Source organism: Bradyrhizobium australafricanum, assembly GCF_020329495.1.
Taxonomy (GTDB): Bacteria; Pseudomonadota; Alphaproteobacteria; order Rhizobiales; family Xanthobacteraceae; genus Bradyrhizobium; species Bradyrhizobium australafricanum.
Genome location: NZ_JAGKJL010000055.1, coordinates 23983 through 49126, shown reverse-complemented (window position 1 = coordinate 49126; position 25144 = coordinate 23983). Strand labels below are relative to the sequence as shown.

Genomic DNA, 25144 nt, shown 5'->3' with positions numbered 1-25144 from the left:
GCTGATCATCAAGCTACTCACGGCCGGCTGGTCCACTACGCCGAGCGACTTGCGTTAGCCCTGCCGTTCCAGCGAAATGCACGTCTTTCGACAGCTCATAGTCAGCGGCAAAGCGCAACTCCCGGAGCGGCCGTACGCATCGGATCGCTTCTCGATACAAATCGTGCGTCTTGTACGCAGCGAGATCCGTCTCGCTGTCGAATTCACCATACACAACGACATCAATATCATTGCCGAGCTGGTCGCTCTTGCGGTTGCGGGCAATCTCGAGCCGGCGTGCATATGGGATTGAGGTGAGAACCGATAGACCTTCGACGACTTGGTCGATATCGGCTTTTTCCTTGGCTGTGAAGAAGACGATGTGACGGATCATGATGGCCGTAAACGTGAGCCGCGACTTGACCACTTGTTATATCGGGATCTAGCTCAAGGCAATGCCGAACGCATCGACAGCCGGAGCAGTTTTTGACGCTGTACGATGCCGCGACTGTGCAGCAGACCTTCCTGATATATGTCAGCGGGACCTGACAATTGCCGTGCGCAATGCTCTGGATACGGCTTACGTAGGTGAGGCGTGATCGACGTGCGCGCTCTAAGCCCTTGTAAAGGCGGTGCAGGCCCTCAAAGTCGGACATTGCCGGGACCGGTGCCGTTCAAAAAGAAGCCTCGGTGCATACGAAGCCGCCAGCGAGGCGTCGACGTCTTGTTTGGCAGGATCATCCTGATCGATTATGCGACATCGGCCGAGCCCGCTCGCGCTTTGGCGGAAGCTCGCGCGCAACGTCGAAAATGCAAAAAAATCACCCTCGTCGCAGCTAATATGCCTCGATCGCTTTTCCTGGCCGGACGAATCCACGCTCATTCGATCGACCACAGCACGTGAAGTCCGTTATCAATCGTACAGCTTCGCTCGAAGCGTACCGTTCTGCGTCTATTAGGATACATCCGACGGCACCTTAATGCCTCCGTCCGATCTGGACAGTGTTTGCGCGCCGATAACAATCTTAACCTGCCACAACGCATCAAACGCAACTCTGGGAAGGCGCAATGGCGCGCGCCACAGCCGTCGAGGGTTCAACCTAACAGTCGGTATCCAGAAGTCTTTCAGTGCGGGTGCAGCGGACACTTATCGCGACGGCTATCTTACGTGCTGCCGTTAACTTTGAGGGGACGTGCCCGCAGCAGGGTCGCTGAGCAGCCGTTTGCTGGATGCGGGAGGTGAGGGCACCTGCGTTCAACCTCTTACGAAGAGTAAGCGGTCTTGCGACGGGCGTCCGCTTTGGTCGCTGTAAAATGGAGAATGAGGTGCGTACGACGCTGGACAAGAGGTCAAGCTCGACGAGCCAGCAGCGGATAGTGGTCACGGGTACCGGCGCCGGCGTTGGAAAGACGGTGTTCTGCGCAGGGCTCGTCAATCTACTCGGCGCGAAGTTTTGGAAGCCGATTCAAGCCGGCCTTGAGGGAGAAACGGACACTGAGCGCATCGCCCGGCTTGCAAGTCTTTCGCCAGATCGCATCGTGCCTGAGCGGTACCGACTGCAAACGGCCGGTTGGCCCCACTGTTCCGCGGAAGTTGACGAGGTTCGCATCGACGCGGATTCGCTGGACGTGCCCGACACTGAAGGGCAGCCGCTCGTGATCGAGGGGACCGGCGGGCTAATGGAGCCGCTCAATTGCGGCTCGCTTTACATTGACGTCTTGGAGAAATGGCGGCTTCCAGTCGTGTTCTGCGCGAGCACAACCGTGGGGAGCATCAATTGTTCGCTGCTCTCTATAGAGGCGCTCCGCAGGCGCCAGATCGACATTCTTGGAATCGCTTTCGTTGGGGAAAAGAATTCGGATGCGGTGAGAGCCATTTGCGAGATTGGACGGGTGCGGTGGCTAGGGCGGCTGCCCTGGATTGCGCCTCTGGCGGCAGATACGCTGCAAGCTGCGTTCAAAGCATCCTTCTGGCGGGATGATTTCAAGTCATGACACGCGGTGCGCATGGTGAGGCGCCTTCTCGCGTGCAGCGCCCAAACGAGCGGTTCGCCTGAACGCGAGGCTTGGCCCCCAGCAGGCAGGAAAGGTCCGGTTGCCTTCGCATAATCGTCGAGAGGAGCGGCAAGCCGAGATCGTGTCTTGCTGTATTCTTTGCAAACCCAGCAACTGAGTTTGTTGAAGTTGGTGGTCCTCGATAGTCACACCGGTTCGTGGTTGCTGCCCTGGTAACGGCATCGTTTCAGGTCGTACTCGGCGGCGTCACGGTGATTGGCATTCTAGCGGGCATAGGACTGAAGCGCTGTATGTCGGCGGATCAAGGTTGCAACGGCAAATGTCCGCGGCCGCCTTTTGGGAAGATGTAGCTCCGCAGATGTTCTGGGAAAGCTAGAGAGAGCGTCAAGTCGCAGACTGCCGGGCTTCAGAGTGGAGAAAGCGGGCGCATCTGCTGTGATTTCCCGAAGACGGTCAGCTTCTCGAAAGCAAAGGTTGCGACCATGCGAACGTGATCTCTCGAGTCACAATGCTGCCAGTGACCAGACTGGTTATGAACCGAGCGAAGAAATTGGCGGGATGCAGCCTATATTCTCATAGGAGGAGGACTATATGGATATGAATCCGATCAACGGTGCCGGAGCGCATGGGTCCCCAGACCTCGAGGAATTGAATGAAGCGGATCAGGATATGCTCAGGCAATTCTTCAGTGAAGCCGGCTCATCGTCGTCTGCAGCCCCAGAGGAGACGGTCTATGATGTATCGCACGCTGCTCCGCGGGAATTCCGGCACCGCACCGAAGCACGACCTATGCCAGAGCGAATGGCTGATCGATTGAGCCATTTGGGTCTTGTTCCGGATGCAGACCAGCCGACCATGACCTACGATATTCGGGGACACCGGTACACAGCTGCCTTGGACCCGTCTGGCCATGTTCGCCTCATTCACAACCCGCCGGAGGCCCAAGTGCTTGGAGCCGGCCGAGCGGGAGCGCCAGATTTCGGAGCGTTCTTCATTGAGGCTCGGGACCATGGTGCTGTTGTCCCGGAGCAATGGGCCCCATTGGCCTTAATTGAAAAGCTGCGCGACGAAGGACTCATGCCTAGCCCAAACCACCCGACAACCATTTCTCTCAATGGCAAGCTCTACAATGCCGAGTTGGCGGAAGGAGGGTTCGTTAGGCTTACGCGGCGGCAAGTGTGAAACTGTTGGGCGATAGCTGAGCAAAGTCGGTGAGCTAGGGCTCGTCTGCATGAACTACGTGGACAGTTCACCGCTTGTCGGTGAATTGTCCGCGTTTCAGAGGGGCTCGCAATCTTCCGGCCGCTGGCACATTCGAAGCATCAAAACTGCCTGACTTGAGGACACGACTGCAGAGCCTCCATGGCGGTCTGGCGGATGTCCCGGACCCAGCAGCGCCGCATAGCGATGCTGCTCTCGCGATCTGACATTCGCAACCGTGTTGAGCCGGCCCCGGCCCCGGGCCACGGCCACGGCACAGGCCCGATATTCATTCTCAAAATTCATCTTTGAACGAGGTGATGTTCTCGAGCCTTCGTCCGGTCCGGCGCCGCAAGCGCACATCTAGCGGTCATTCGACTCATGGCGAACCGCCGCTCGACGGGTGGCCGCGGCAAGCGCGCCGTACGGAGCTTTAGCTCCGGGAACTTGACATCAAAGACATCAACGATACCGACGAGGCGCCGCTGCGAGTAGATCTGGCTTCATCAAGGCCTCTGTCAAACGCGGTCCGGAACTGGCCCCTTTGCCTCACGAACTATCCCCACCCGCGGTTCATGATGTCGCTTGAAGCTTCGTCGGCGGCCGACGGGAAGGTCGGAGGCGAGCCGCCGAAGGGCCGTCAGCGGCCGGCGGCTGATGAGGCAGCTGTTTCGCTCGGCTCGGAGCCGGTAATTGTCGCCGCGGATAGTCAGCACGTGACTTTAGTGCAAGAGCCGGTCGAAGATCGCAGGTGGCGGCCACCGGATCGGCGAACACGGTGCCCCATTCGGTAACGCTCGGTTCGGCGTGATTAGCATAGCGGCGGTTGATCAGCTAAAGGTGTTGCGCTGCGACGGAGCTTCGTTCTGTCTATTTGATTCCAGCTTTCGCCTTGGCCTGGCTGGTGGCGAACGCCGGAACTGCCGTGGCCCAGCCGGACGGCGGCCCAGCATACTGCTATAGTGGTTGTGCTTTGTAGGATGCTGCCTGTCGGGCAACTTGCCTCTAGCGCAGCCGAACGGCTCCCCGTCGAGCGCCTCCCCGCGGAGCGCCGACGACGCCACCACTTATTCCCGTCTTTCGATGGGGCCGGCGCGCTGGAAAAGACTTCAATAGGGCGGGCACGCGGAGCGACATTGACCAGGGGAGGCCGGCAAGTGATGACATGCTGTGCGCATCGTGTGAGGCGCCTTAATCGTATGCAGCGCCAAACGAGAGGTTCGGCGAGGCCGCTGCCCAGCACTACGCCTCACAGGAAAGTCGCGCTTGGCTAGAGAAACTTTCTGCGAAGGGCCACGACCGGGCTTCGCCCTGGACTGATAGACGAGCCAGACCCATCGACATCGGCCTTGCGGCCAGCTCGGTCAGCCGGGGTATCAATGGGGCGCAGAGCAGCCCCTTTATTCTGAGGATGTTTTCCTTATATCAACGCTTGATGAGGACCTCATCAAGAGCAATGCTGTTAAACGTACGGTCAAGAACACCTAGGTGTTCTTCGTACCTTTGCGCGGTAATGCGACTACCGTGAGTCGGGCCAGCGATTTCAGAACAAGACTCCGAAGCGTCGGTTCAGGGCCAAGCTGCGCGATGATCGAAGCCCGGCCATACGGTCGAACTGCGATAGTCCATGAACAGTTGGCGACAGGTACAAGCTTCGCGAGCTCGCGATCATCGACAGCACTTTCCTCGCTCGCGGCTCGCACCCTTGTGTTGTGTACGTCGAGACTTGTGTTCTGTACGTCGAGAGGGGTGCCGGCGCAAATTGCGTCGCCGGAAATGCTGTCATTATAGCCAAATTAGAGGGGCGGAGCCGTCGGCGTGGCGATCGCGGATGCCGCTGCAAGCCATCGATTGGGCCGGCGAAAGTGCCAAGCCCCGGTGCGCGGTCGTCATGTTTAAGTGCGTGGGATCGTCAAGAGGCTGCGCAATTGCGCTGCAAAGAGCCTCGCCGTTCATGTAGCTGAGGCTCCGGTCTTGCTCGCCGCCGATGAACCATTCGGTTTCAGCGCATAGCTGTTTCAGAGCTCCGGAATTGGGGAAAAAGAGGTCAGCATGACTGATTGCTCCGCAACGCTGGACGAGACACCTAGCTAGCCTTGCTCTTTGAGCGAAGCGACACCCCACGCAGGTGGATGACAGGACTTCCGCGTCCGATATCTGGCTGCTTTTCTGACTTCGAATGATACTGCCGGTGAGCGCGTCGCATTGCGGCGTCCGCACCTTCTTCGGAGCAACGGTCAAGCGCGCGTGAGCGCAGGGGTCAGGTTACTTTTTTATCAAGAGCGAGGTGACCGCGACCAGCGCCAGGTCCTCACTCATATGCATTCATGCAACCGACACAAATCGCAAGTATCGGGAACTGATCGATCGAGACCAGTGCATGGTCCCGCCGCTACCCGTTCCCCGTCATTGACGCTCGGATCGCGATTGAGCACTTCCGGCCGGCGCGCCGCGCGACGGGTTTCACTTATCGCACCTCGAAGGACAGCTTCAAGAAGCTGCTGGTCTCGAGCGAATCGTCAATCGCCGTGAGCGTTCGAGGAACACATCTTATGGCCAGAGGCTGCGCGACGCACTCATATGCGTCTCGTCTGATCAATAACGCACCAATGTCGGTCGACAACAACTTGGAGGGGGAGTGGTCGATGGTGTGGATTTTTGCGTTCTGCGCGAACGAGCGAAGAAAAAATGCGCCAAGTCAACAGATTGAAGCGGGAAACATCGATGTCGTGTTCTTGGCTGTCTGCAACGAAAATCTCTTGACCGTTCAACAGAATATTCGATAAATCGCGCCACTACTGTAGGTTAAGTTCTCAATTTCTAGCGCGGTGCTCGATAGGTGTTGCTCGTCGGTTTGACGGCAAGCCTCTCGCAATCCGCGGCGCAATGCCTTCGACGAGCGAGTTCGTAAAATCCTGGGCTACTTCACTCGCTCGGGACGATCTCCGATAGACAGTAGGAAATTGACGCGATGACTGTGCGCGAGCAGCTGTTTACCTTGTTGCGCAACCTCCGGTGGATTGCCGTTTTCTCGGTGGTCATTTCAATTTTGCTGTACCTGCCAGATCAGATTCAGGAGCTCTACCGGATAGCAGCTGACGACATCGGATTGATTACGCTCAAGGAATTTGTCGCCCTTGGGGTGATTGCGCTAACGATTTGGGCAGCCGCTTTTCAGCTTACCGCGGCAACCCTGCCTCACATCCCCCCGGCCACGGGTCGCCTAGCCTTCTATATAAAAGCTGCTCCCGTTGTGCTCGGAGCGCTGCCGATAGCCGCCGCGATGGCAGGTCAACTCGCCTCACGGCCAGCTGAAAAGATCGGTGAGGTCGAGGAAGTCGGAAGCATCTTCCGCATTCAGGACCAGGCGCTCGCCTTCGAGCGGAACATGCTTGTTATCCTCGCGTTCGCTATGTTGATCCTGCTCGCCTCCTTTGTCGTCTTCGCTTGGCGGATGGGATCGAAAGGTCGTTCGACTGCGCTCGCGAGTCGAGCGAACATTGCTTATTTCACACGATACAGATTTCTCGCGCTCACGATCGCCGTCATCGCCCTGTTGACGATCGGGTTCGTCGTACTTCCGGATCGGCTTGCGCAATTCGTCGGATCGTTCGGCGTGATCGCGCTGTTTACGATGTGCGTGGTTGCTCTCACCACCCACTTTGCGCTACTGACGATCAGGTTCAGTTTCCCATTCATACCGGTTGTATTTGGAGGCTTATTCCTGGTTGCCTCCTTGCTCGGAGGCGATGGCCACGGCCTGCGCACCTCGGCGGAATCAATCGGCCAACCGGAAGAAAAGCGCGCTGCTGCAGTTGAAGCATTTCGTGAGTGGCTTCTGCAAAAACCGCGCGTGGCCGAGGCCAAGAGACTCGGAGAATATCCCGTATTCATTGTGGCCGCCCAGGGCGGCGGCATCTACGCAGCCAACAATGCGGCGCGCTTTTTGGCCAGGATGCAGGATCTCTGTCCGTCATTTCGGCAGCATCTGTTTGCGATAAGTGGCGTTTCCGGAGGGAGTGTCGGTTCGGCAGTTTTCGCAGCTGCGCTTCATGCCGACAATGCGCCACTTGATACAATCGTTCCCGACGCAAAGACATGCCCGAAGATCGCGGACTTCCTGGCAGGCGTCGGCCGGGCCGAGGATATCGATGCCTCTGGGCCGGTCGAACAACGCGTTGCAAGCGTGTTGGAGACGGATTTTCTTTCGCCCTTGGTTGCCGGGTTTCTGTTTACCGATTTCACCCAGCTGTTTTCCCCGGTCGCCATCCCAAGTTTTGATCGCGCGCGTTTTCTGGAATACACGCTGGAGAATGCTGCAGACAGAATGCTCAAGGCCCAAAAGGGCGCCGGCGACCGATCCAATCTGCTAAAAGCCGACTTCCAGTCACATTGGGCAGCTTCCAACAACATGCCGGCGCTGTTGCTGAACACGACAGATGCCGGGAGCGGCAAACGTGTTGTCATCTCGCCCTTCGATATCGACCCGCTGCACGCAAAGGACAAGGACCTTTGTATTCTCTCGAGCCTTGATCGCACGGGCAGCGGAGCCAATCAAACCGTCAAGAGCCGCTCGCTGCGGATTCCGCTCAGCACTGCGGCCTTTACGAGCGCGCGGTTTCCGTGGGTGACGCCGGCCGCGACGGTCTCCTTGAAGAATGATTGCATGACCGCCAATTCGCAGGCCCGCCTGGTGGACGGCGGATATGTCGAAAATTCCGGAATAGAGACCGCGCTCGATCTGATTGAGCGGCTTAACAGTATCAGGGGAACCTCCGATGCGCCGAAGTTTAGGATCTATCTGCTGTCGCTGGTGAGCGGTCAATTCGGAGACCACGGCTCCTTCATGTTCGGTGAGCTCATGGAGCCGGTGCGGGCGCTCTTGAGCACGCGAAGCTCTCGAACCTATGTTGCGCTCAATCATGCGACCAATATCGATCGCCGCCCGGAGAACGACCTCACTCCTAGCGTGCAGCGCTTTCCAACGTTCGGACGGATCGACATAACAGGCAGGTTTTACAACCTGCCGCTTGGCTGGACGCTATCTCAGAAAACCGAAGATATCATCTCGCTAAGCAGTGGCCGCTTCTGGGATTGTGTGCCGAAGGACGATTTCGATCAATCCCGCAACAAGCAAAGCAACGCTGATTGCCTGCAAGTGAAGTTGTTCCATCTCTTGAACGGATCTGTCGCGTCGGCCTTTGAAACGCTCAGGGATGCCAAGCTTGCCCAGGCTGCTTACGCCGACGAATTGGCCAGGGAATACAGGCCTGCTCCTAAGATCAAGCCGCAGCCGCTGCTTGCCTGTTATGAGACGAAGTGGTTGCAGGAGCGCGGCTATCAGAAATACCAGGATAAAGTTGCTGCGTACGAGCACGAGTTGGCGCAATCGATCAAGGACCATTCGCCTGCGCCTGCACCCGTGCCGCCATATCGAAAGAGCTATATGGCGTATTTCCAGGCCGAGCAGGTCAAAGCCTTGCTCCAGGAATGGGACCGTATTGAGGAGACCGATCCACGGATCCTGGCCTATATCCTTGGGGCAATTTCCTACGACAGCGCCGATTTTACGCGTAGCAGTGAAGACTTCTCTTATAGCGTGGTCTCACAGCTGCCGGCCAAATGGCAGAAGCGAATAGCCAAGAACAACGCGGACCTCGCGGCCGCGAACAAAGCGCCCGTCGGCCTGGACGCATTGCTTAATCATCCCAAGGATTTGGCCAACTTCGTTCTTGGTTATGAAGGCAACCCATTCGGAAACCAGGTCGGAACGGATGACGGTTGGCTGTTTCGTCCACGAGGAATGTATCAACTGGTCGGGCGCGAGCAATATCAGGAAGCGCAAAATCAAATGCAACAGATCGAAGAGCTGGCGGGACTTGATCTTTTGGCACTTCCCGACGCCCTGCGTGACGCGAAGATTTCAGCCAAGGTGGCTTTCGCTCACTTTCGGCTTCATCCCTATCAGAACCGAACGCTGCTCGAGCTTCTTAAGGATCGTTCGATGGACTGGATCGCCGTGCGCGCGTTGCAAACGGACATGGAGCACGGCCCGGCCGCAAGGGAGCGTGTTAATGCAAGAAGCCAGATGTTTCTCGGCTGCATTGAAGAGGCGTTACATCCGACGCAACTCAAAGCATTGCAGAGCAAACTCTACGGCAGCGAGTGAACTCCCCGATCCCCGAGGCCGCACACCGCGTGCGGAGATAATGTGGCTGAAGGCGGCTTTTCTACATAGGTTTTCGTTTCTCCAATCTGACATGGGAATTGCCGACATGGCAAACAGTCAAATCCGCCGGTCGAAGCTTGGTCGGCTGTTTACAAATCTGTCCGCAGCGGGACTGATATTCGCTGTTGCTTCTGGATCAGGAACGGCCTCAGCTCAGACGCCATTAAAGCCGCTTTCGGCCAACGACGTGTCTATCCTGTTTCCCCCACCCAAGGCACCAGCAGACCTGGCTGGGCTGATTGCGGTGTCCGATCTCGCCGGTCCTACTGGAGCTCCGCAGCGGCTGTTGTCCGACGAGGATTTCGCACGCTTCATCGCTAACGCCGAACATCCAGAACGCGAAGGCGTGCCGGACTCGGGCGCGCGCCGCATTCAGCTGCCTGACGCCGTGAAGAAGATCGATGCCTGGTTCGTTGCAGGCATCCGGATCGACCCGGGAGCACCGGGATTATCTGCTGATGTCATCGCCCAGTTCGGCCGGCAGCCGCAGATCCGCCTGATCATTCAGCCGGTGACCAATGGACCTCAAGGATTCAAGGTCCATGACACTGCCGGTCACCTTATCTTCAGTTTCAACTTGGTACCCGATCCACCTCTTGATGGTTGTGCGCCGTTCCCGCGCTTCAAACCTGATGACGAAGCCTTCAAGGCAATCGTGCGGGACGTTGCGTCCTTGCGTGATCAACTCGCGGCGGGAAAGTTCGGCAATGTCAAAGTCTCGACCGCCGGTGACATGAACGTGCACCCGGGGCTGGTCGGTGCCTCCGCAAAGCCATTTCGTGATGCGGTTAAAGCTTTGCTGGAAAAGCATCTCTCGCCGCAGCGTCTCAATACCATGGCTGTGATGGGGATTTCACCGCCCGAACCCTGGGTGTTCGTCTCGATGCTGAGGGTCCCCAAGGCCGGCCTAATACCGGTGCCTGGCCCGACGCTCGATGGTGCCCATGCCGCACAGATGTTCAGCATTGTCGGCGAGACGCACGTCGTCCCGCGGCCTGTCACGAATAATGAAAATCCAGTGACTTGTCGCCACGCTGCGCTGCAGAATCCTCCTCTGCCGTCCGGGGATCGTAAGGGCGTTTCAACAGCCGATTTTATCGATGCCAACGTCCCCAATAGCCGCGTCCTCGAGATCGTCAATGTCATTGCGGATCCGAAGAAGAGCCATTTCTTCAACACGGACTGCGTGAGCTGTCACACCGAAACGGCGCAGCCACTCAAAAGGAAGATGCAAGGCTTCGTGGTGCCGGGCGTGAACCGAGCCGTTCTACCGAAGGAAGACTGGAATGTTCGCAATTTCGGCTGGTTCCCCTCGTTCCTGCATGGTGGCCCCGCGGCCGCGACCATCACGCGACGCGCGGCGGCTGAAACCGCTGACGTGGTCAGTTTCATCAATAGTCAGTTGCTGAACAAGTAGTACGCGCCATCGTCGGCCAGCGCGATCGCGCAGCAGAGGGCGCCATTTGAGATCGAGGAGGGTTGCTATGGGGGCACGTTCGTTCAGCTCTTGGGTCGGTGGCCGCTTAAGGCGGTGGCCTCATATCGTGGGTCTCTTGTTTGCAATCGCGTTGATAATCGTGTTTGTCACGGCGGCGTCAGTGGGCATCACGGCGTATTTCGCGCCGCAGAAGCTTCGCGATACAGCGCTCAAGATCAAGAATGGCGCAAATCTGGTTGCCCAACTGCTGCCGGCGACGCTGCCGGCGCCATCGAAGATCGATAGCGCATACTGGCTGCCCCAGAACTGGAGTGCGCGGCAGCGTTACTGGTTCCACCACACGTCTCAAGGGACGGCGACCATTCCTGTCCCCTATCGATGGTTCCTGGCTCTCGAACGTCCTGAGTGGTCCATTCATTACACGAGCTTGACGGACAACGAGTATCTGAGACGCCTCGGTTTCATTCCAAGTCCGAGCTCGAAGGACTTTGCCGCTAACGCACCTGCATACGGCTACCACGAGGACGCGTCGAAGGACGTGAGCTCCACTTGGACACCAAGCACGCCAGATAATCCAAATGGCTTGCCTGTAGGCTTCGCAATCCTGAAGGGAGGCATCGACCCGACGACGGGAGCATTGTTCGAAGATCAGATCGGACTAACCTGCGCCGCCTGTCATACCGGTCACCTCGAGTACAAGAATGTTAGCATCCGCTACGATGGTGGGCCGGCAATGGTCAATCTCGGTGAAGTTGAACGGCTCATTGGGCTGTCGATCGGCTATACGCTAAAATTGCCATGGCGTTTCGAACGTTTCGCCGACCGCCTGGAAAACATTGAAGGTCGAAGCATCGATCGCAAAAGACTTCGAAGTGATCTGGAGCTCGCACTTCGAAAGATCGAGAAGCAGAAGATCGTAAGCGATAATCTTCTGACGGGGCAGGGCTTGACGAATCTCGACGAGGGATTCGGTCGGCTTGATGCCTTGAACCGGATTGGCAACCAGGTCTTCTATACCAATTTTCTTGATCCTGTGACCGGAGAACTCCCAGATCCGCTTCTGAAGGGCAACTTCGCGCGGAATGACGCGCCTGTGAGCTTTCCGCCAATCTGGGACACGCCGTACTTCCTTTGGGCGCAGTATGACGCCTCTGTTCTCAACGAGCTTGTTCGCAATTCCGGCGAGGCGCTCGGCGTCAGTGCGAAAATCAACATGAAGGCGCCGGCGACCGGACGGCCGCTTTTCAAATCATCCATCCATCTATCGGACATTGCACGTTTCGAGGAGCTTTTGCGCGGTACCGATCCCTTTTCGTCGACGGAGGCAAGCGGCAGGAAATTCAGCGGGCTTGTCGCGCCACGTTGGAAGGACGCGCAGGACAGGTTCCAAGGCGACCCGGCCTGGGCCATAGACGAAAAACTCGTTGAGAAAGGTCGCGATCTTTATCGCTCGCACTGCTTTGAATGCCACCGAGGACCGGTCAATGACCCCGCGTTTGACGCCAAGTGGCCGGAAGATTCATTCTGGAAGCCGGAGAACCCGGATCGATCGGCCAAGGGCGAGAAGAATTGGGCGGAGATCGGCGGACGCCATTATTTCAACGTGGTTCAGCTGCCGGTAAATGTGATCGGCACCGATCGTCAACAATCCAATGTCCTGACAACGCGGCGAGTTCACTTACCCGACTCGCTCGGTCTCAATCCGATCGAGGATCTGAACAAAGTTTGGGGCTGCGGTCTTCCAGCCGACGGGGCTGCAGATCCCTTGTTTGTGCTCGCGCTGATGGACGTGGTGGGCAAGACGATTGATCAATGGAACATTGCGAACGATTCCTCCGAACAAGCCAAGCAGCAGATGTGGGGGCCGAGGAAAAACTGTCAGAACCCGCGAGTCTATGTTGGAGCGCGGGCGAGCCGTAACGGCAAGGACGAAGATGTCCTCGCTCTTGAACCTCAGTACCGGGCGCGCCCGTTGGATGGTGTCTGGGCAACAGCTCCGTATCTGCACAACGGGTCCGTGCCGACCCTCAAGGACATATTATTGCCGCAGGGCCGGCGGCCGAGTTCTTTCTGCGTTGGCAGCCGCAAGTTCGATCCCGTCAACGTCGGACTTGTTACGAAATTGCGAGCGAGCGACGCCTGCGCGGCCGGCCTGACGGACTTCAACGTATCGCTGCTTGGCAACAGCAATCGCGGCCATTCGTTCGAGGGCAAAGAAACCGACATAACGAAGCTGCCGCCGGGGGTCATTGGTCCAGAATTGACTGATGCCGAACGACGGGCCCTTCTTGAGTATCTGAAGACGCTGTGACGGAGCTGTTAGCACCTCGAAGCTGAGCGCTCGCCATCAGAGTGTCGACCAAGCCGATCTTTGGGAGGGATACCGTCAACGTACACTCGCCCCGTGCTGCGAACACGTGATTTTGCGCCTGGGGTGGGAGTTGCTGGACTTCATTACGCGGATCCGGGTGATGGCGCCGGTCCGATGTCCTTTGGTGATGATAACTCGACAGGTGCTCCCGAGCGCGAGCTGGGCGTGCTGATTGCGCAGACATCTACTCGGTCTGTGAACCAGATCGCACGCGGGCCATCTGCGTGATCGACGGACCTACGTCGGGCTCCCGACGTCGAACAACTCGCCGATCATTGAAGAGGGGCCGCAAGCGGATATCTGAGCGCATTTCTTCAGTCTCAAGGTTCTGCTTGGCACCGAGAAGACCAATCAAACGGTCGAACGAGTTGTCCGAATGTATCGGCAAATCTCGCCAAAGACATCAGAGTTGATGACACCCGACATCGTTTATTGTATGATCGCACAACCTTAAGTAAAGCAGGTCAGGAAGCAAATTCGACCCTGTAACACCGGCTATTGATGATATTTATGTCGTGAAACTCGCGTTCGCAGTGTAGTCATTGCGCCGCTTCATTGGAGGAGACCTTCTATGCTCGACTCCGAAACGACTGCTCGTCTCCGTCGAGTTCTAGATGAGGTTTGCAAGGGGTTGCCCCCTCACGAGACCGGCTCCCGAACGCATGTCGCTTCCAAAATTCTAGAAGCCGCCGCTCGAGGCGAGACATCCGCTGAAGTCCTTCGGCAAGTCGGACAGAACGCTTTGACCACCGCTCCGTCGATGTGGCTTCAGCAACGTCGTCGTCGGTATTCAACCGAAAACAGCGGTGCCGGCGAACGCAATAGCTCAACCAAACAGGATTAAGCACGCCGATCCAGAGTCGATACCAAGCTCACGCGGAGCTGGGAGCATTGGTGCGACATTCTGGAAGCCGGAACGGCTAGGCGCGAGAGATGACAAGGATCGCCGTAACGGATCCACTTTATGGACTGGCCAGCGGGTCTCGCGAAGTGGGAGCGCAGTGGCATCCGCGACTGACCAAGCCTACCGCAAGCAACGTGGGGCATCCAGAAGGCCACCGGCGCAGCTAGGGTAGACTATTCCGGATGAATAAGATGGCGCGGAAGGGCCGGGGGTGCCGCAAAGGCGAAAAGGTTGGGCCTGATGATGTCGCGTCGATGGATTAATTCGCGAACTGCCACTCCGGCAGGAGCGCAGACATCGAAGCACTCCGGGCAGCGCTGCGGTGACTTCGAATCAGATCGCTTGGAGTGCTGGAGAGTGCCGGATTTCCGGAACGAGCCAACAAGGCTCGCGGTAATTGAGTGCGGAAGGGCTGACTTGATTAATGCGCTGCAGCTGACCTATCAGCTATCGGATCCGGAGCAGGGCGAAGGACGAAACGGCCTCGACCGGTCGCCTCGCACAGCCTGAGCGGCGGCGCCGATCGAGGTGTGGCTTCGCTCTCGCCCTTTTATCGTGTATAGCCTCGGCATGCTGCAGCTTTGACGAGCTCGTGCGTCAAGAGCGGTCGCGGCGTACGTCGCTACATGCGGTCAGCAACTCTGCGAGGCGCGCAACCAACGAGCGATCAGCATTCGGCTCGCGCGTATGCACCGGGCGGGCGGTTTCCCTCGGCCGCATGGTTACCGGTGAACCATACTTGGCCGACCGGGGCAGATTATTCTGATCAAACCTTCCGACCAGTCTTCTGCGACATCGTCCACTCCATCGAGCTCCGTAAGGAGCTAATCATCTGCCCATAAGCAGCGTTGTTCAAATTTATGAGAGCGCCCAAATTGAACGCCGCGCGAATTGGTGCTTTGGGTCTTGCTAGTCTGCTTGGCTGAGCGTTCTCATTCTACCGTCTAAGATTAGTGATTCATCGCGCACCTTTTAGCGGCTTGGCATCTGCGCGATGAGTGGAACGCGGAGCAAGAAGAGCAAGCGACTTACAGGCAGGTTTGTCGGCGCATGCATGTAAGCTTTAAAGGATTTCACTGCGGCTTGTGGCGAACCTCAGGCTTTTGAAGGGCTCTGTTGCATGGTGCGCATTTTGCACGATGGCTCGGCCGCGTTGTTGTGATTTGCTGGTGCATACTTTCATCGTCTTCTCTGAAATCGTGCATTTTTTTGGTGCGTGTGTGATCATATGCGCCCTATAGTTGTTGGAGTGAGGAAGACGGGGCGATCATTAGGAATATCGGGTCCCGGCTTATGACCTCAGATCCGACGTTGCCTTCAGCGTCATGCAGCCAATAGCAGTGTGGGTGACGAAAATAGACCACCAGAATTCGCGGCTTGCAAATGTAGGACACTGCGCAGTCGCTTGCATTCCGTGACGAGCGCAGACTTCGCAAATAGAGGGATTGAGTCCGTTGTTAAGCTGCAATGCAAATTGCAGCGTTTGAATTTTGCGCGGCTCTCCTGCTCGGTCAAAAGCGGCTCTCCTGCTCGGTCAAAATCAGATGAGCAGTCCGATTCGCAACCAAAGATGCTCGCATTGAACAACTCGAAGTCGCGAAGAAATGATTGCGCACGCGTCATGGTAGATGTATATGTATGATGTGCGCTAAGGTGGTATTAGAAATCCGATGCGTTCGTGAGCGCGGGCGGCAATCCAGTTCGGTTCTTCGTCGTGTGGATAAGGCCACGTGGGGCGCGTGAGATAACGACACAATCGTTATTTGAGAATTTTCCAACATGAGTTCGGAGACGACAAGAACGTTACTCAAGATCGAAAACAAAGCTGGTTTCGTTTCATAGACTGAACATGAATTGACTCTATGATCTGCGATGTCAGGCTTGGACTGTTGATCATGCTGCAAAGCGATCGGGTGGCATTGCTCGCGAGTGCGCTTTGTCGGATCGTAACCGATAGTGAAATGTGTCACTATACTGACAGAGTCAGATCATAAGATAATGACAGCACCCGGACGTCTGGAATGGCATCGTGTCGCGAAGGCAGCGGGCCGGAGATTGGCGCGCTTCTGGCCAAGATGGCTTGGTTGGATTCGCCGCCAGTATCGCCGCCGCGGAGCTTTGTTTAGACATCAATAGGCAGAGGTACCGTCATGAGTAACGCAATGACCGTTGGCAACATCGTTCCGCGCGTCGTCAAGCGCGCGCTTCGGCTCGGCGCCGAAGTAGAGAACATCAGGCTATCGGATGATTTGTCGGACGAGGTCGTCGCAGCCATTAAGCAGCTGCTGCTCGAGCATAAAGTCATCTTCTTCCGTGATCAGGGACACCTTGATGACGCCCAGCAGCAGCGGTTTGCTATCCGGCTCAGCTCGCTGGTATCAAATCCCACAATGGTCGACATAAGCGGAGACTTGAGGACCCGGAAAATGCTCGCAGATCGCGCCAGCCGTATAGATACAATGAGCATTGACGGCTGCTTTAGTGCCGCGCGTCCAAAAATTTCGATGCTTCGCGGTGCGGCGATCCCGCTTTATGAGGAGCACATGGCTTGGTCGAGCACTGCGGCCGCTTATCTGGACCTCCCCGAGTCCCTACGGATGCTTGCAGATGCGCTCTGGGCAGTGCGCTGCGCCGCGTTCGATTGCGCAGTGACGGAGGGCGCCACGGAAGCCGACAAGAAGTGCTTGGACGATGTATCCACCGGAACAATCTACCAAACGACGCATCCGGTCGTTCGCATTCACCCCGAAACCGGCGAGCGTCTTCTCTTGCTCGGTCAATCCGTGCAGAACTTTGTCGGCCTACAGCGGTATCCCAGCCAAAAGCTGTTCGAGCGGCTGCAATCCTATCTCACTGCACCGGCAAACGTAGTCTGCTGGACCTGGAAATCCGGCGACGTCGCAATCTGGGACAATCGCGCGACAGAGCGCTACTCCATGAAAGTCGGAGGTCGTCAGGTCGCGAGTGACGCAGACGTACCCGTCCTCACGAAGCTGAGATCACGAGCAGCTGAAGCGGCCTAATTCGGGCAGCTGCTCCGGATTATTGCGGCGTAGCAAAACGAGGTAGTTGAGAAGCCTCTTGGCACGTGTTGGTTCGTGGAAGTCGAGCGAGCGACGTCCGTTTGCCGTTGAAATTCTGTCGGGGCGGGCAATCTGTAGCTGAGCTATCCCCTTCTCCTTAGTCTCGCGGCCACATGAGGATGATCTTACGCTACGGATTCTGCTCAAGCGCCGCTCGTCGCCAGCAATTGTGGCCGATGAAGCCGCGTGGCGTGGCATGGAACGGCGCGGGTGGCTGGCTGATCTTCTCGGTGAACTTCTCGCGTACCGTCTCGATCAGCTTGAAGCGGCGCGGGATCTCCTCCATGGTCTTTGTCACATCCTCACCGATCTTCGCCAGCCGCGATCCACCGCACCAGGCACAGGTCGTCGGAGCCTGAACGACGACGCGCTCGCGTTCGATGTCATCCGGCCATGGTTTGCGCACCGGCCGCTTGCGCGTGAAGGGGCGGACGCTCTGCGTCTTCGCCGCTGCGCCTGCGCGGCAAGCTCATCTTCGCTCGCCATGGCCAGATCGTGACCACGAGACAGTTTAGCGAGCTGTTCGCGTATGTAGACCTGAAGATCCTCGACCAGAGGCCGGCTCAGCGTCTGTCGCACCAGACGCCCTTCGGGGCTCCTGCCATTGATGGAGCGTTCGATCTCGAACAGCGCATCGATCCGCCGCACCACCTCGATCGCGATCCGAGAGAGCGGGATTTCCTTCTTTCCGGTGCCCTTGCGCCGCGCATTCTCTTCGATGTCGGCCATGGCAAAAAACGGGTGCCTTCCATGCGACCAGCAGGCGCCTCACGGATCGGTCCGGGCTCGCGTCCGGCCAGATAGAGCTGGCCTTACCCGTCATAGGCGTCGTCTGCAGGATGCCGGCATGCCGAGCCAGATGCCCCTGCGGATGCTCCGCCCTTGCGGTCGCGTGAGTAGTAGTACATCGCTGCTGGTGGGCCCGCGCCCCCAAACGGTCGGTCGTCCCGAACGTAGATCCAGCACCGGCCCGTGTCGGTCTTGCCCTTGGCCAGGGCCGGCACCGTCCTATCGTAAGCATGAAGGCGCTCGGCTGGCATGACATGGGCTTCCACCAGGCGCAGCAAGGGATCCAGCGATGCACATACCGTCCCCATGGCATCGGCCACGGTCGACAGCGCGATCGGCAACCCCTCCACGGCATAGCGCTCGGCCTGGCGGTTTAGCGGCTGATGCTGGTCGAACTCTCAAACATGATCATGGCCAGGAGGCTCGGGCCAGCCCATCCCCGAGCGATGGCATGGAACGGCGCCGGCGCCTGGCTAATCTTCTCGCAGTCGCGGCAGGAGAACTTCTCCCGGACCGTCTCGATCACCGCAAGGCTCCGGGGCCTATCTGGTCCGCCAGCGTCAAGACCAACAGGTCGATTCGCTCGCATTTGAAGTCTGGCTCATCAGCTCAGCGGCTGATGCCTGACCAGATTTGTCGTACAGAATCGTCGCCAGAAGCTGCGGTCCCATATGGCCCCGTGGCGTGACGTGGAACTGCACTGGCGGCTGCGTGATCGCCTCGCAGTCCCGGCAACTAAACTTCTCCCGCACCGTATCGATCACCTTGAATCGGCGTGGGATCCAGCGTCGAGGTCACGTTTTTCGCCGACCTTCTACAGCCGGGCCCATCGCAGCAGGGACATTGCCTCGGGCCGGCAGGTCCGCGCGTATCTCGCTCGACGTCATCGGGAAAGGGCTGGCGCAGAGGCCGCTTGCGCTCAAACGAACGTGCCGTCTGGGGGTTTCTCGGCAGCCAGTTCATCTTCAGACGCGCCCGCCTCGAGCTCTTCAAGCTCAAGTTCTAACTGATCGAGCAGCCGCGCCGAGCACTCTGAGCGCGTGCAATATATTGTCCGTCGTAGCTTCTCGATCTCGAGCTTGAAATGGGCAATCAGCGCTTCGTGCTCGATTGCTTCGTTTGGGCGTGGGCCGCTTCAGCAAGCCTCGTTTCCGCCGCGAGCCTGGCCGCGCGCTCGGCCAGGATCATTGCACGGGCGGCGGCAAGTTCGCGCGGCAGGTCGGGCGCTGCAGTCCATAGCCAGATGGAATCATATCGTTGCCAAACTCAAATAACAAAGTGTCAACCCACGCTCGTAGGCGCCGGGACTCCTGGGATTGCATCAGTCGATGCCGGACGACAGATAGCTGATTTGCGCCTGCGATATTGACACCACGCCATCGGCCAGCCAGACAAAACGACCTCTCTCGAGTTTCGTTGATTAAGCTAAGAACCCGCTTGTTTACTAGCGTGGTGAGCTGAGACACGGAAGTGATTCCAGCAAGAGCGTCATCAATAAGGATCTCGAATGACAAGCCTCCCATCGATATAATCGTCCCCTAAAAAAACATACACATAGTCCATTTTGAGATCGGTTCCTACCGCACATTCTTAGGTAGAGGTTAGAGCTGCACATATTCCCCGCCGTTTTTTGTCCTGGCCGAAAGTAATGGCTCGAGCTGGAGCAGTAGACGCGGAGGCCTCCGTAACGGTGCTGCCTGTAACGCGCTCCCGCTAAGGAACGAGGCAGCAAAACCGATCTCGGCCAAAGCCGAGGAAGATCGGGCGGCCGGTGCATCTATTGTGAGCGGGGAATTGAATTGTCAGGAGGCCCCCAGAGAGCGACGTTGCGCCGGCCCGCCTCGGAGCCAGTGGCCTTGTCCTCGCGCAACGATCGTGAATGAACTCAAGATGCCGTCGAACCATGAAGAGCTGCTGATGCGGAGCCTGCTAGTCGGACTCCACATTTGTGGTGCGACGCTTGAATATGCTGATTTTGGGCCCGAGTTGAGACGTGACAGAAAACGGTGCCTGTCGTCCCGACTGAGCTCAGCTTGCGTGTTCGCGCGGCGATCCAGGTCGGCCTGCAAATCCCCTGATGATTTGTCCGCAAGCAAAACTCTGCCTTTCGTTTCTTCGAGGAGGCGTGCAAGCAGCAACGGAAAGGCATGTTCCAGTACTTAGCCTTCCGAGCGAAGTCCTCTTTGAGAGGAATCATAGCCACAAGCTCCGGATGGGTAATCGCCATTGGTCACATTCGAAAAAGTAAGTCTCACGCTCCACGATCCTTGCAGCGGGCTTCCATCCCATCAAGCGAAATGGCATCGTTCTCAAGTTAAACGGCGGCCGCTAGATAGGATCCCGAGCTCGGCGCTTTCGTCGGTCAGGTAAACCTCTCCCTTCTAGGGTTGCTACGGAGCGGAGTTCGTGTGCTTCGGGGCGTCGAGACGCACGCTTGAGCCGCAACGCCGGAGGGTAACTGAATAGGATCGGCGCCTGGCGTGAAATATCCCTTTAGCATCGTCAGAATGGCACCAGTATCTATCCTCGATGCGGCCCCGCGGCTGGGATTTACCCGTAAACGCGAGCAGTTCTCTCACTTCGTCGCGTTGGCGGCGGCGAGTCAAACGGGCGCGAGTAAACGCACGTTAAAGGCAATATGCTCCGCCGCTTTCGGACTTCGAATCCAATAGGTTCGGAAAGTGTCGCTACCGCAGAGCAAATGGTGCTCAAATAAGTTGTTACGTCACGATAAATGATTCCGGTGCCGCAATGCTGCTCATAAGGGCGATGCTCGCAGAGAATCTGCAGTTGTGGGCCGCTTTGTGCAATTTTCGGTTTATCATGGAAGGAACGGAGACAGCCGAACGGCAACTCGGCCGATACTTCAAGAGGTCGCGATTGAGTGAGCGGTTGATGGCGGCGCTGCTCTTTAGGCTCGACTCAAACACGATTGCCACTCTTGCCACATAGCTTGATGCCTGCGAGACTCTTCGTTAGATCGCAGTCCGCCGTTCAAAGTGGAGGCCGTGCCGTGGCAATGGGCATCGTGAAGTGGTTCAACCTGACGAAGGGATATGGCTTCGTCAGACCGCAAGATGGAGGATCTGATGTCCTCGTGCATATCAGCGCAGTTGAAAAGGACTACAGCGGATTGAAAGAGGGCGCTCGGTCAGTTACGAGCCGAAGGCTGGTCGCTCGGGCAGAACGTCTGCCGAAAACAGCCAGGTCAGCTAGTCCCAGCAGTTGCTAACGAACGTGCAAGCGAGGAGCCTGTCTCAAACTTACCAGATCCGTATCGTTCAGGCCGCCTAGCACCGTTTACGCAGGCCTCGGACAGAAGGTTCATGCTGCTTCGCCAACGCGCTCCTTAGCGCGTGTGCACTGACGTCGCTTTGGTTTAGCAAGGGACTGCAAGCGCAATCCTGTCAGGGCGTGTCGCAATCAGGCAAGGAACCGAATGGCTGACGCGCAATTTGTCGGACTTTGCGAGCAGCGCGTGAATTCGGCAAAGTTTTGCATGAAAATTCGGAGGTTCTCATGCTCACAGTCCTTATCGTTCTCGCGATCTGGCTGCTAATTAACGTGTTGTTCTTTGTCGCGATGACTCCGGTTTCCAAGTCTGCCCGTACTGCTCGGCGGACAAGGGAGCGAACGTGGAATTTTTTTCGAAGGTAGACGTTGAGCCGGCCAGCGACCTGCTTCGCTATATCCCTTCCGTGCCGCTCTGGCGATCGAAGTCGCTGGCGTTGTACGAAAAAGCGGGATACCCGAATCGACGCTCTCTTTGTCGGCTTCGAATCCAACGCCGTGCTGACATCCATACGGACGCTCCAGAGTGAAATCACGCATCTTCTGCGCGATATCCAAGTCGCTCTTTGCCGCCATGGTCGCTCCGCAATCAGACGGATGAGGCCGCGTTGGGCGTGCGAGAGCCTTGTTGCGTCCAAAGAATTTGATTTGGTAAATTGAAGGGCTGGGGTATCACTCTACGGTCTCAAGTCAGGTGACGCAAAGCGCCTTCGCGAGCTGCTAGCTCGGCTGATCTTCGTTGAGAGTACGGACTGATGAAGAGGCATAGGCGGCCGAGACGAGCTTGTAGCAGCAGCATGCCTTTTCTTCGAGCGGTTTATGTTCATCGATCTGCAGCACCCCGCGCATCTTTCGAATTAGCCCTTGCTCCTCGAATCGGATCAATGTTTCTGTTACCCCAGCGCGGCGCAGTCCCAGCACCGAGGCAAGGTAATCGTGGGTGACTGGCAGCACGCGGGCGTCAACAGCTTCACTCGCAAGGCACAGCCAGCTGGCGAGCCGCTGTTCACGATGATGCCGAACTCCACATAATCCTGTCTGGACGCACTGGAATGTCAGTGCTTGGACGTACTCAAACAAATGGTCTCTGATCTCGGGATGCGCCTTCATCACGCGACGCAAATCCTCGACCCGAATTCTGTGTGCACTTCCGGGGAAGATGACTACAGATTGGTGGGTTGAAAGATGTCCTCCCCACAAAAACGAAGTGCCAACCGCGCCGCGATAGCCTATGACTGCCGTTTCAAGCATGCTGCCCGCAGCAACAACTCTCAGCGAGACGAGACCGCTTTCTACAAAATAAACGTGTTCGACCGGCCTTCTTGGCTCCTGCAGAACCATGCGCTCTTTCAAGACAACCGGCTCAAGGCGTTCTCCTATTGCCGCAAGCTGTGGGAGTGAAAGACGCGCTAAGATTACGTTCTTCACAAACGGGCGCTTCGAAGGGCGCACCGGAAGAGAAGGCTGAAGCTCCGGTCGTGTGCCGCCGGGCAGCGGCTTGAGACCTCTATCTTGTGAGCAGCCAAGCACTTCGAGGACGGCGGGCACGCGGTCGGTCATGGTTCCTCTCCTGGCAGGAGGCTTTGCTAGCCTGCGCGCTGACCGTAACGAGAACGTGATTACGACTGTAGCAACATCCTCATCTTGATTGATGCAACCAAGAACGCATCGACGCCCAAATCCCGCGTTGAGGGGCCTGTCTTCGACGAATTTCAACTAGCCAAAGGGAGGCGTGCGCGCCTCGGCAGGAAGGCGCCACAATCTTCCTTTTTGCACCTTGGCGTTACAGCTCCGACGATTGCATCCGCGTATAAGCGGATCGAGACAGGCGAGTAGACCGGCGTCCACCAAACGCGGACCTCGCCCTTCTATACAGCTTTGCGCAGGCTAACTGGAATGGCGCAAGCTGGCATCTTGGCGAAAGTCGCCTCGACAAGAACGCGCAGAACCAATCTGGCTCGAGCGGAGGGCGCCGAATAGAGCACGTTGCTGTCCGGCGACAGAGACAGCCCGTGCGGCACGGCAGGTCTGCGGCCGCCCCGTACTGTACGTTTTTTGGTGGCTCACGCAGAACGACGCATCGCTCAAAACAATCCGTCGTTCTCAATGGGGCCCTGCTTGAGGCCTTCAGGAAGCCACGGGAAGTTGGAGCTGTGGTAACACCGCGATTTCGGGGCAAGACGCTCGCTCGCATCTCTGCGATCATTCGCCTGAAGGAATCTCAACGGGAACAGCAAATCCGACCTTTACGCGGTCCAATATCACCATCGTCTTGAAGCCCTTGATGTCGCGATTTTCGTAGAAGAAGCGCCGCGTGAACTCCTCGTATTCCTCCATGGTCCGCGCGGTGATGTACAGCACGAAGTCGGCGTCGCCCGTGACGTAAAAGCCGTTGACGACGTCGACTGACGATTTGATAGCCTTCTTGAACCGATCGATGATGTCGGCGCTTTCTCGCTCCAACGTCACCAGTGCGAGCACTTGAATAGGTCGTCCAACGGCCTTCGGCGATATAACCGACACATCCGCCTGGATGATGCCCTCCGAACGGAGTCTCTTCAACCGTCGTTGACACGCGGTAGCAGAAAGCCCCGCCATCTCGCCGATGACATCAGAAGTCAGACGGTTATTCTTTTGAACGATCTCGAGAATGCGGGCATCTATCCGATCATATTGCATGACCACCTCCAGCCTGAGATGAATTTCGCCGCGAGATGACGGATCAGCGCAGGAAATCCTCGAAGGTGAAAAATACGAGAAAATCTACCGTGGCAAAGTCCCAACTTTGATCGGTATTGTCGCATGGCCACATCCAAACCGCGATCAGGGACGGTGGCGGCCGGAACTTGCGGCGCGACGGAGAGCGGACGAGAGCTGGCTTTCCGCGCGGTTTGGCGTTCGTTCTCGGCAAAGATCCGAACCAAAGCGAAGCAGAACTGCAACCGAGCGCGCCGCGTGGTAGATTCAGGAGCGAGCATCTTGATTGAGCTCAGCCGGCTATTCGGTTGCTGACGAGTGCGCGCAGAAGCGCCTGGGTTGCCACTGAGAGCCGAACGGTCGAGCTTTCCTTAGCGGCCGTCCTGCTAGTTCTTGACGCAAGCTCATGAGGTGAAGATCGGCGCTGGTCAGCCGTTGTTCCTTCGGGGGTGTCATGGGACGATCGATACGATGCTTGCAGTGCATTTCGTTCTCTGCCGCTTGCGACTCGCAGCTTTTTTGCCCTTGGTCGCCGGCGGGAACTGCGCGTGCCCTGTCGCCCCTGTCCCCGAAGCTGGTCTCAACTCCAAAACATAGCATGCGTTCCCCGCGCGCGTTGCCGCAAAGCTGGATTCGGTTTGCAAGATGACGCGCATCTTGCGCGTCGACGTTTGTTTATTGGATGGCGATGCCTGATGCAGCTCAATCGCAGGAGCTAAAGGTGAGGCCCTCTGGCGCTATGCCAGTTCTCCGGCCTCACTTGCGCAGCTGAATCGCCCTGATGAAGGCCAGCTCGTGCTCAGATCGTCTGGACTGCTCGATTGTGTGCCGTGCCGCTCAACGTTCCCTGAATGATCGTACTTGCTGTGTCTGTGTCCATCGACGGTGAACTTTGCGGTGGCCGGCTTCGGAGCCGAAGCAAGCAAAATGAACCACACCAACTGCTGCCGCCACGGAGCAACCCGGATCGCCGAGTGCCGCCGTGCGCGGCTCGCCTTGCGCGACGAAGGATGTACCCTGCTCGTAGCCTATTTTGCTGAAGAGGCGAAGCGATGTCCCCGGCGGTTCGACTTCTGTCCAGTGATGTTGCTGTGGACGCACAGATTGGTACGTAACGCACAAGCCCATGTGCCTCCGCGCAGATTGG

9 protein-coding genes and 4 pseudogenes are annotated in these 25144 nt (G+C 57.5%); 8 read left to right on the top strand and 5 right to left on the bottom strand.

Annotation, left to right across the window (positions count from 1 at the left end; translation table 11 throughout):
- Positions 1-13 precede the first annotated feature (13 nt).
- Positions 14-373, bottom strand: a complete 360-nt coding sequence (locus J6525_RS35155) for a Dabb family protein (RefSeq protein ID WP_225648092.1) — start codon at positions 371-373, stop codon at positions 14-16.
- 932 nt (positions 374-1305) lie between these two features.
- Here J6525_RS35155 and J6525_RS35150 point away from each other — a divergent pair.
- The 7 genes and pseudogenes from J6525_RS35150 (at position 1306) to J6525_RS35120 (ending at position 17160) form a co-directional block, all read left to right on the top strand.
- Positions 1306-1974, top strand: a complete 669-nt coding sequence (locus tag J6525_RS35150; RefSeq protein ID WP_225648082.1) for a dethiobiotin synthase — start codon at positions 1306-1308, stop codon at positions 1972-1974.
- A gap of 612 nt (positions 1975-2586) precedes the next feature.
- The gene (locus J6525_RS35145) at positions 2587-3177 is read left to right on the top strand and encodes a hypothetical protein (protein WP_092090635.1); all 591 of its coding nucleotides are present in this window, start codon (positions 2587-2589) and stop codon (positions 3175-3177) included.
- Between the two features lie 1538 nt (positions 3178-4715).
- Positions 4716-4871: pseudogene (locus J6525_RS47585) on the top strand (IS3 family transposase); the annotation flags it as partial.
- 1295 nt (positions 4872-6166) lie between these two features.
- A complete protein-coding gene (locus J6525_RS35140) occupies positions 6167-9364 on the top strand; it encodes a hypothetical protein (RefSeq protein ID WP_225648081.1) in 3198 nt (1065 codons plus the stop codon).
- Between the two features lie 106 nt (positions 9365-9470).
- Positions 9471-10841, top strand: coding sequence for a hypothetical protein (locus J6525_RS35135; RefSeq protein ID WP_225648080.1), 1371 nt, complete (start codon positions 9471-9473; stop codon positions 10839-10841).
- Positions 10842-10968: 127 nt separating this feature from the next.
- On the top strand, positions 10969-13173 hold the full coding sequence (locus J6525_RS35130) for a di-heme-cytochrome C peroxidase (protein ID WP_225648079.1): 2205 nt from the start codon (positions 10969-10971) through the stop codon (positions 13171-13173).
- Between the two features lie 3126 nt (positions 13174-16299).
- A complete protein-coding gene (locus tag J6525_RS35120; RefSeq protein WP_225648078.1) occupies positions 16300-17160 on the top strand; it encodes a TauD/TfdA dioxygenase family protein in 861 nt (286 codons plus the stop codon).
- Positions 17161-17350: 190 nt separating this feature from the next.
- Here J6525_RS35120 and tnpC read toward each other — a convergent pair.
- Positions 17351-18535: pseudogene (gene tnpC, locus J6525_RS47055) on the bottom strand (IS66 family transposase); the annotation flags it as partial.
- A gap of 5 nt (positions 18536-18540) precedes the next feature.
- Positions 18541-19197 (bottom strand): annotated as a pseudogene (locus tag J6525_RS35110) (transposase domain-containing protein); the annotation flags it as partial.
- 1825 nt (positions 19198-21022) lie between these two features.
- Here J6525_RS35110 and J6525_RS35105 point away from each other — a divergent pair.
- Positions 21023-21225, top strand: a pseudogene (locus J6525_RS35105) (cold-shock protein).
- Between the two features lie 795 nt (positions 21226-22020).
- Here J6525_RS35105 and J6525_RS35100 read toward each other — a convergent pair.
- Positions 22021-22860 (bottom strand): Crp/Fnr family transcriptional regulator, encoded by an 840-nt coding sequence (locus J6525_RS35100; protein ID WP_225648077.1) that lies wholly within the window; start codon positions 22858-22860, stop codon positions 22021-22023.
- A 642-nt stretch (positions 22861-23502) separates the two neighbouring features.
- Positions 23503-23979: an Lrp/AsnC family transcriptional regulator gene (locus J6525_RS35095; RefSeq protein WP_225648076.1), complete on the bottom strand. Its 477-nt coding sequence runs from the start codon at positions 23977-23979 to the stop codon at positions 23503-23505.
- Positions 23980-25144: the final 1165 nt, after the last annotated feature.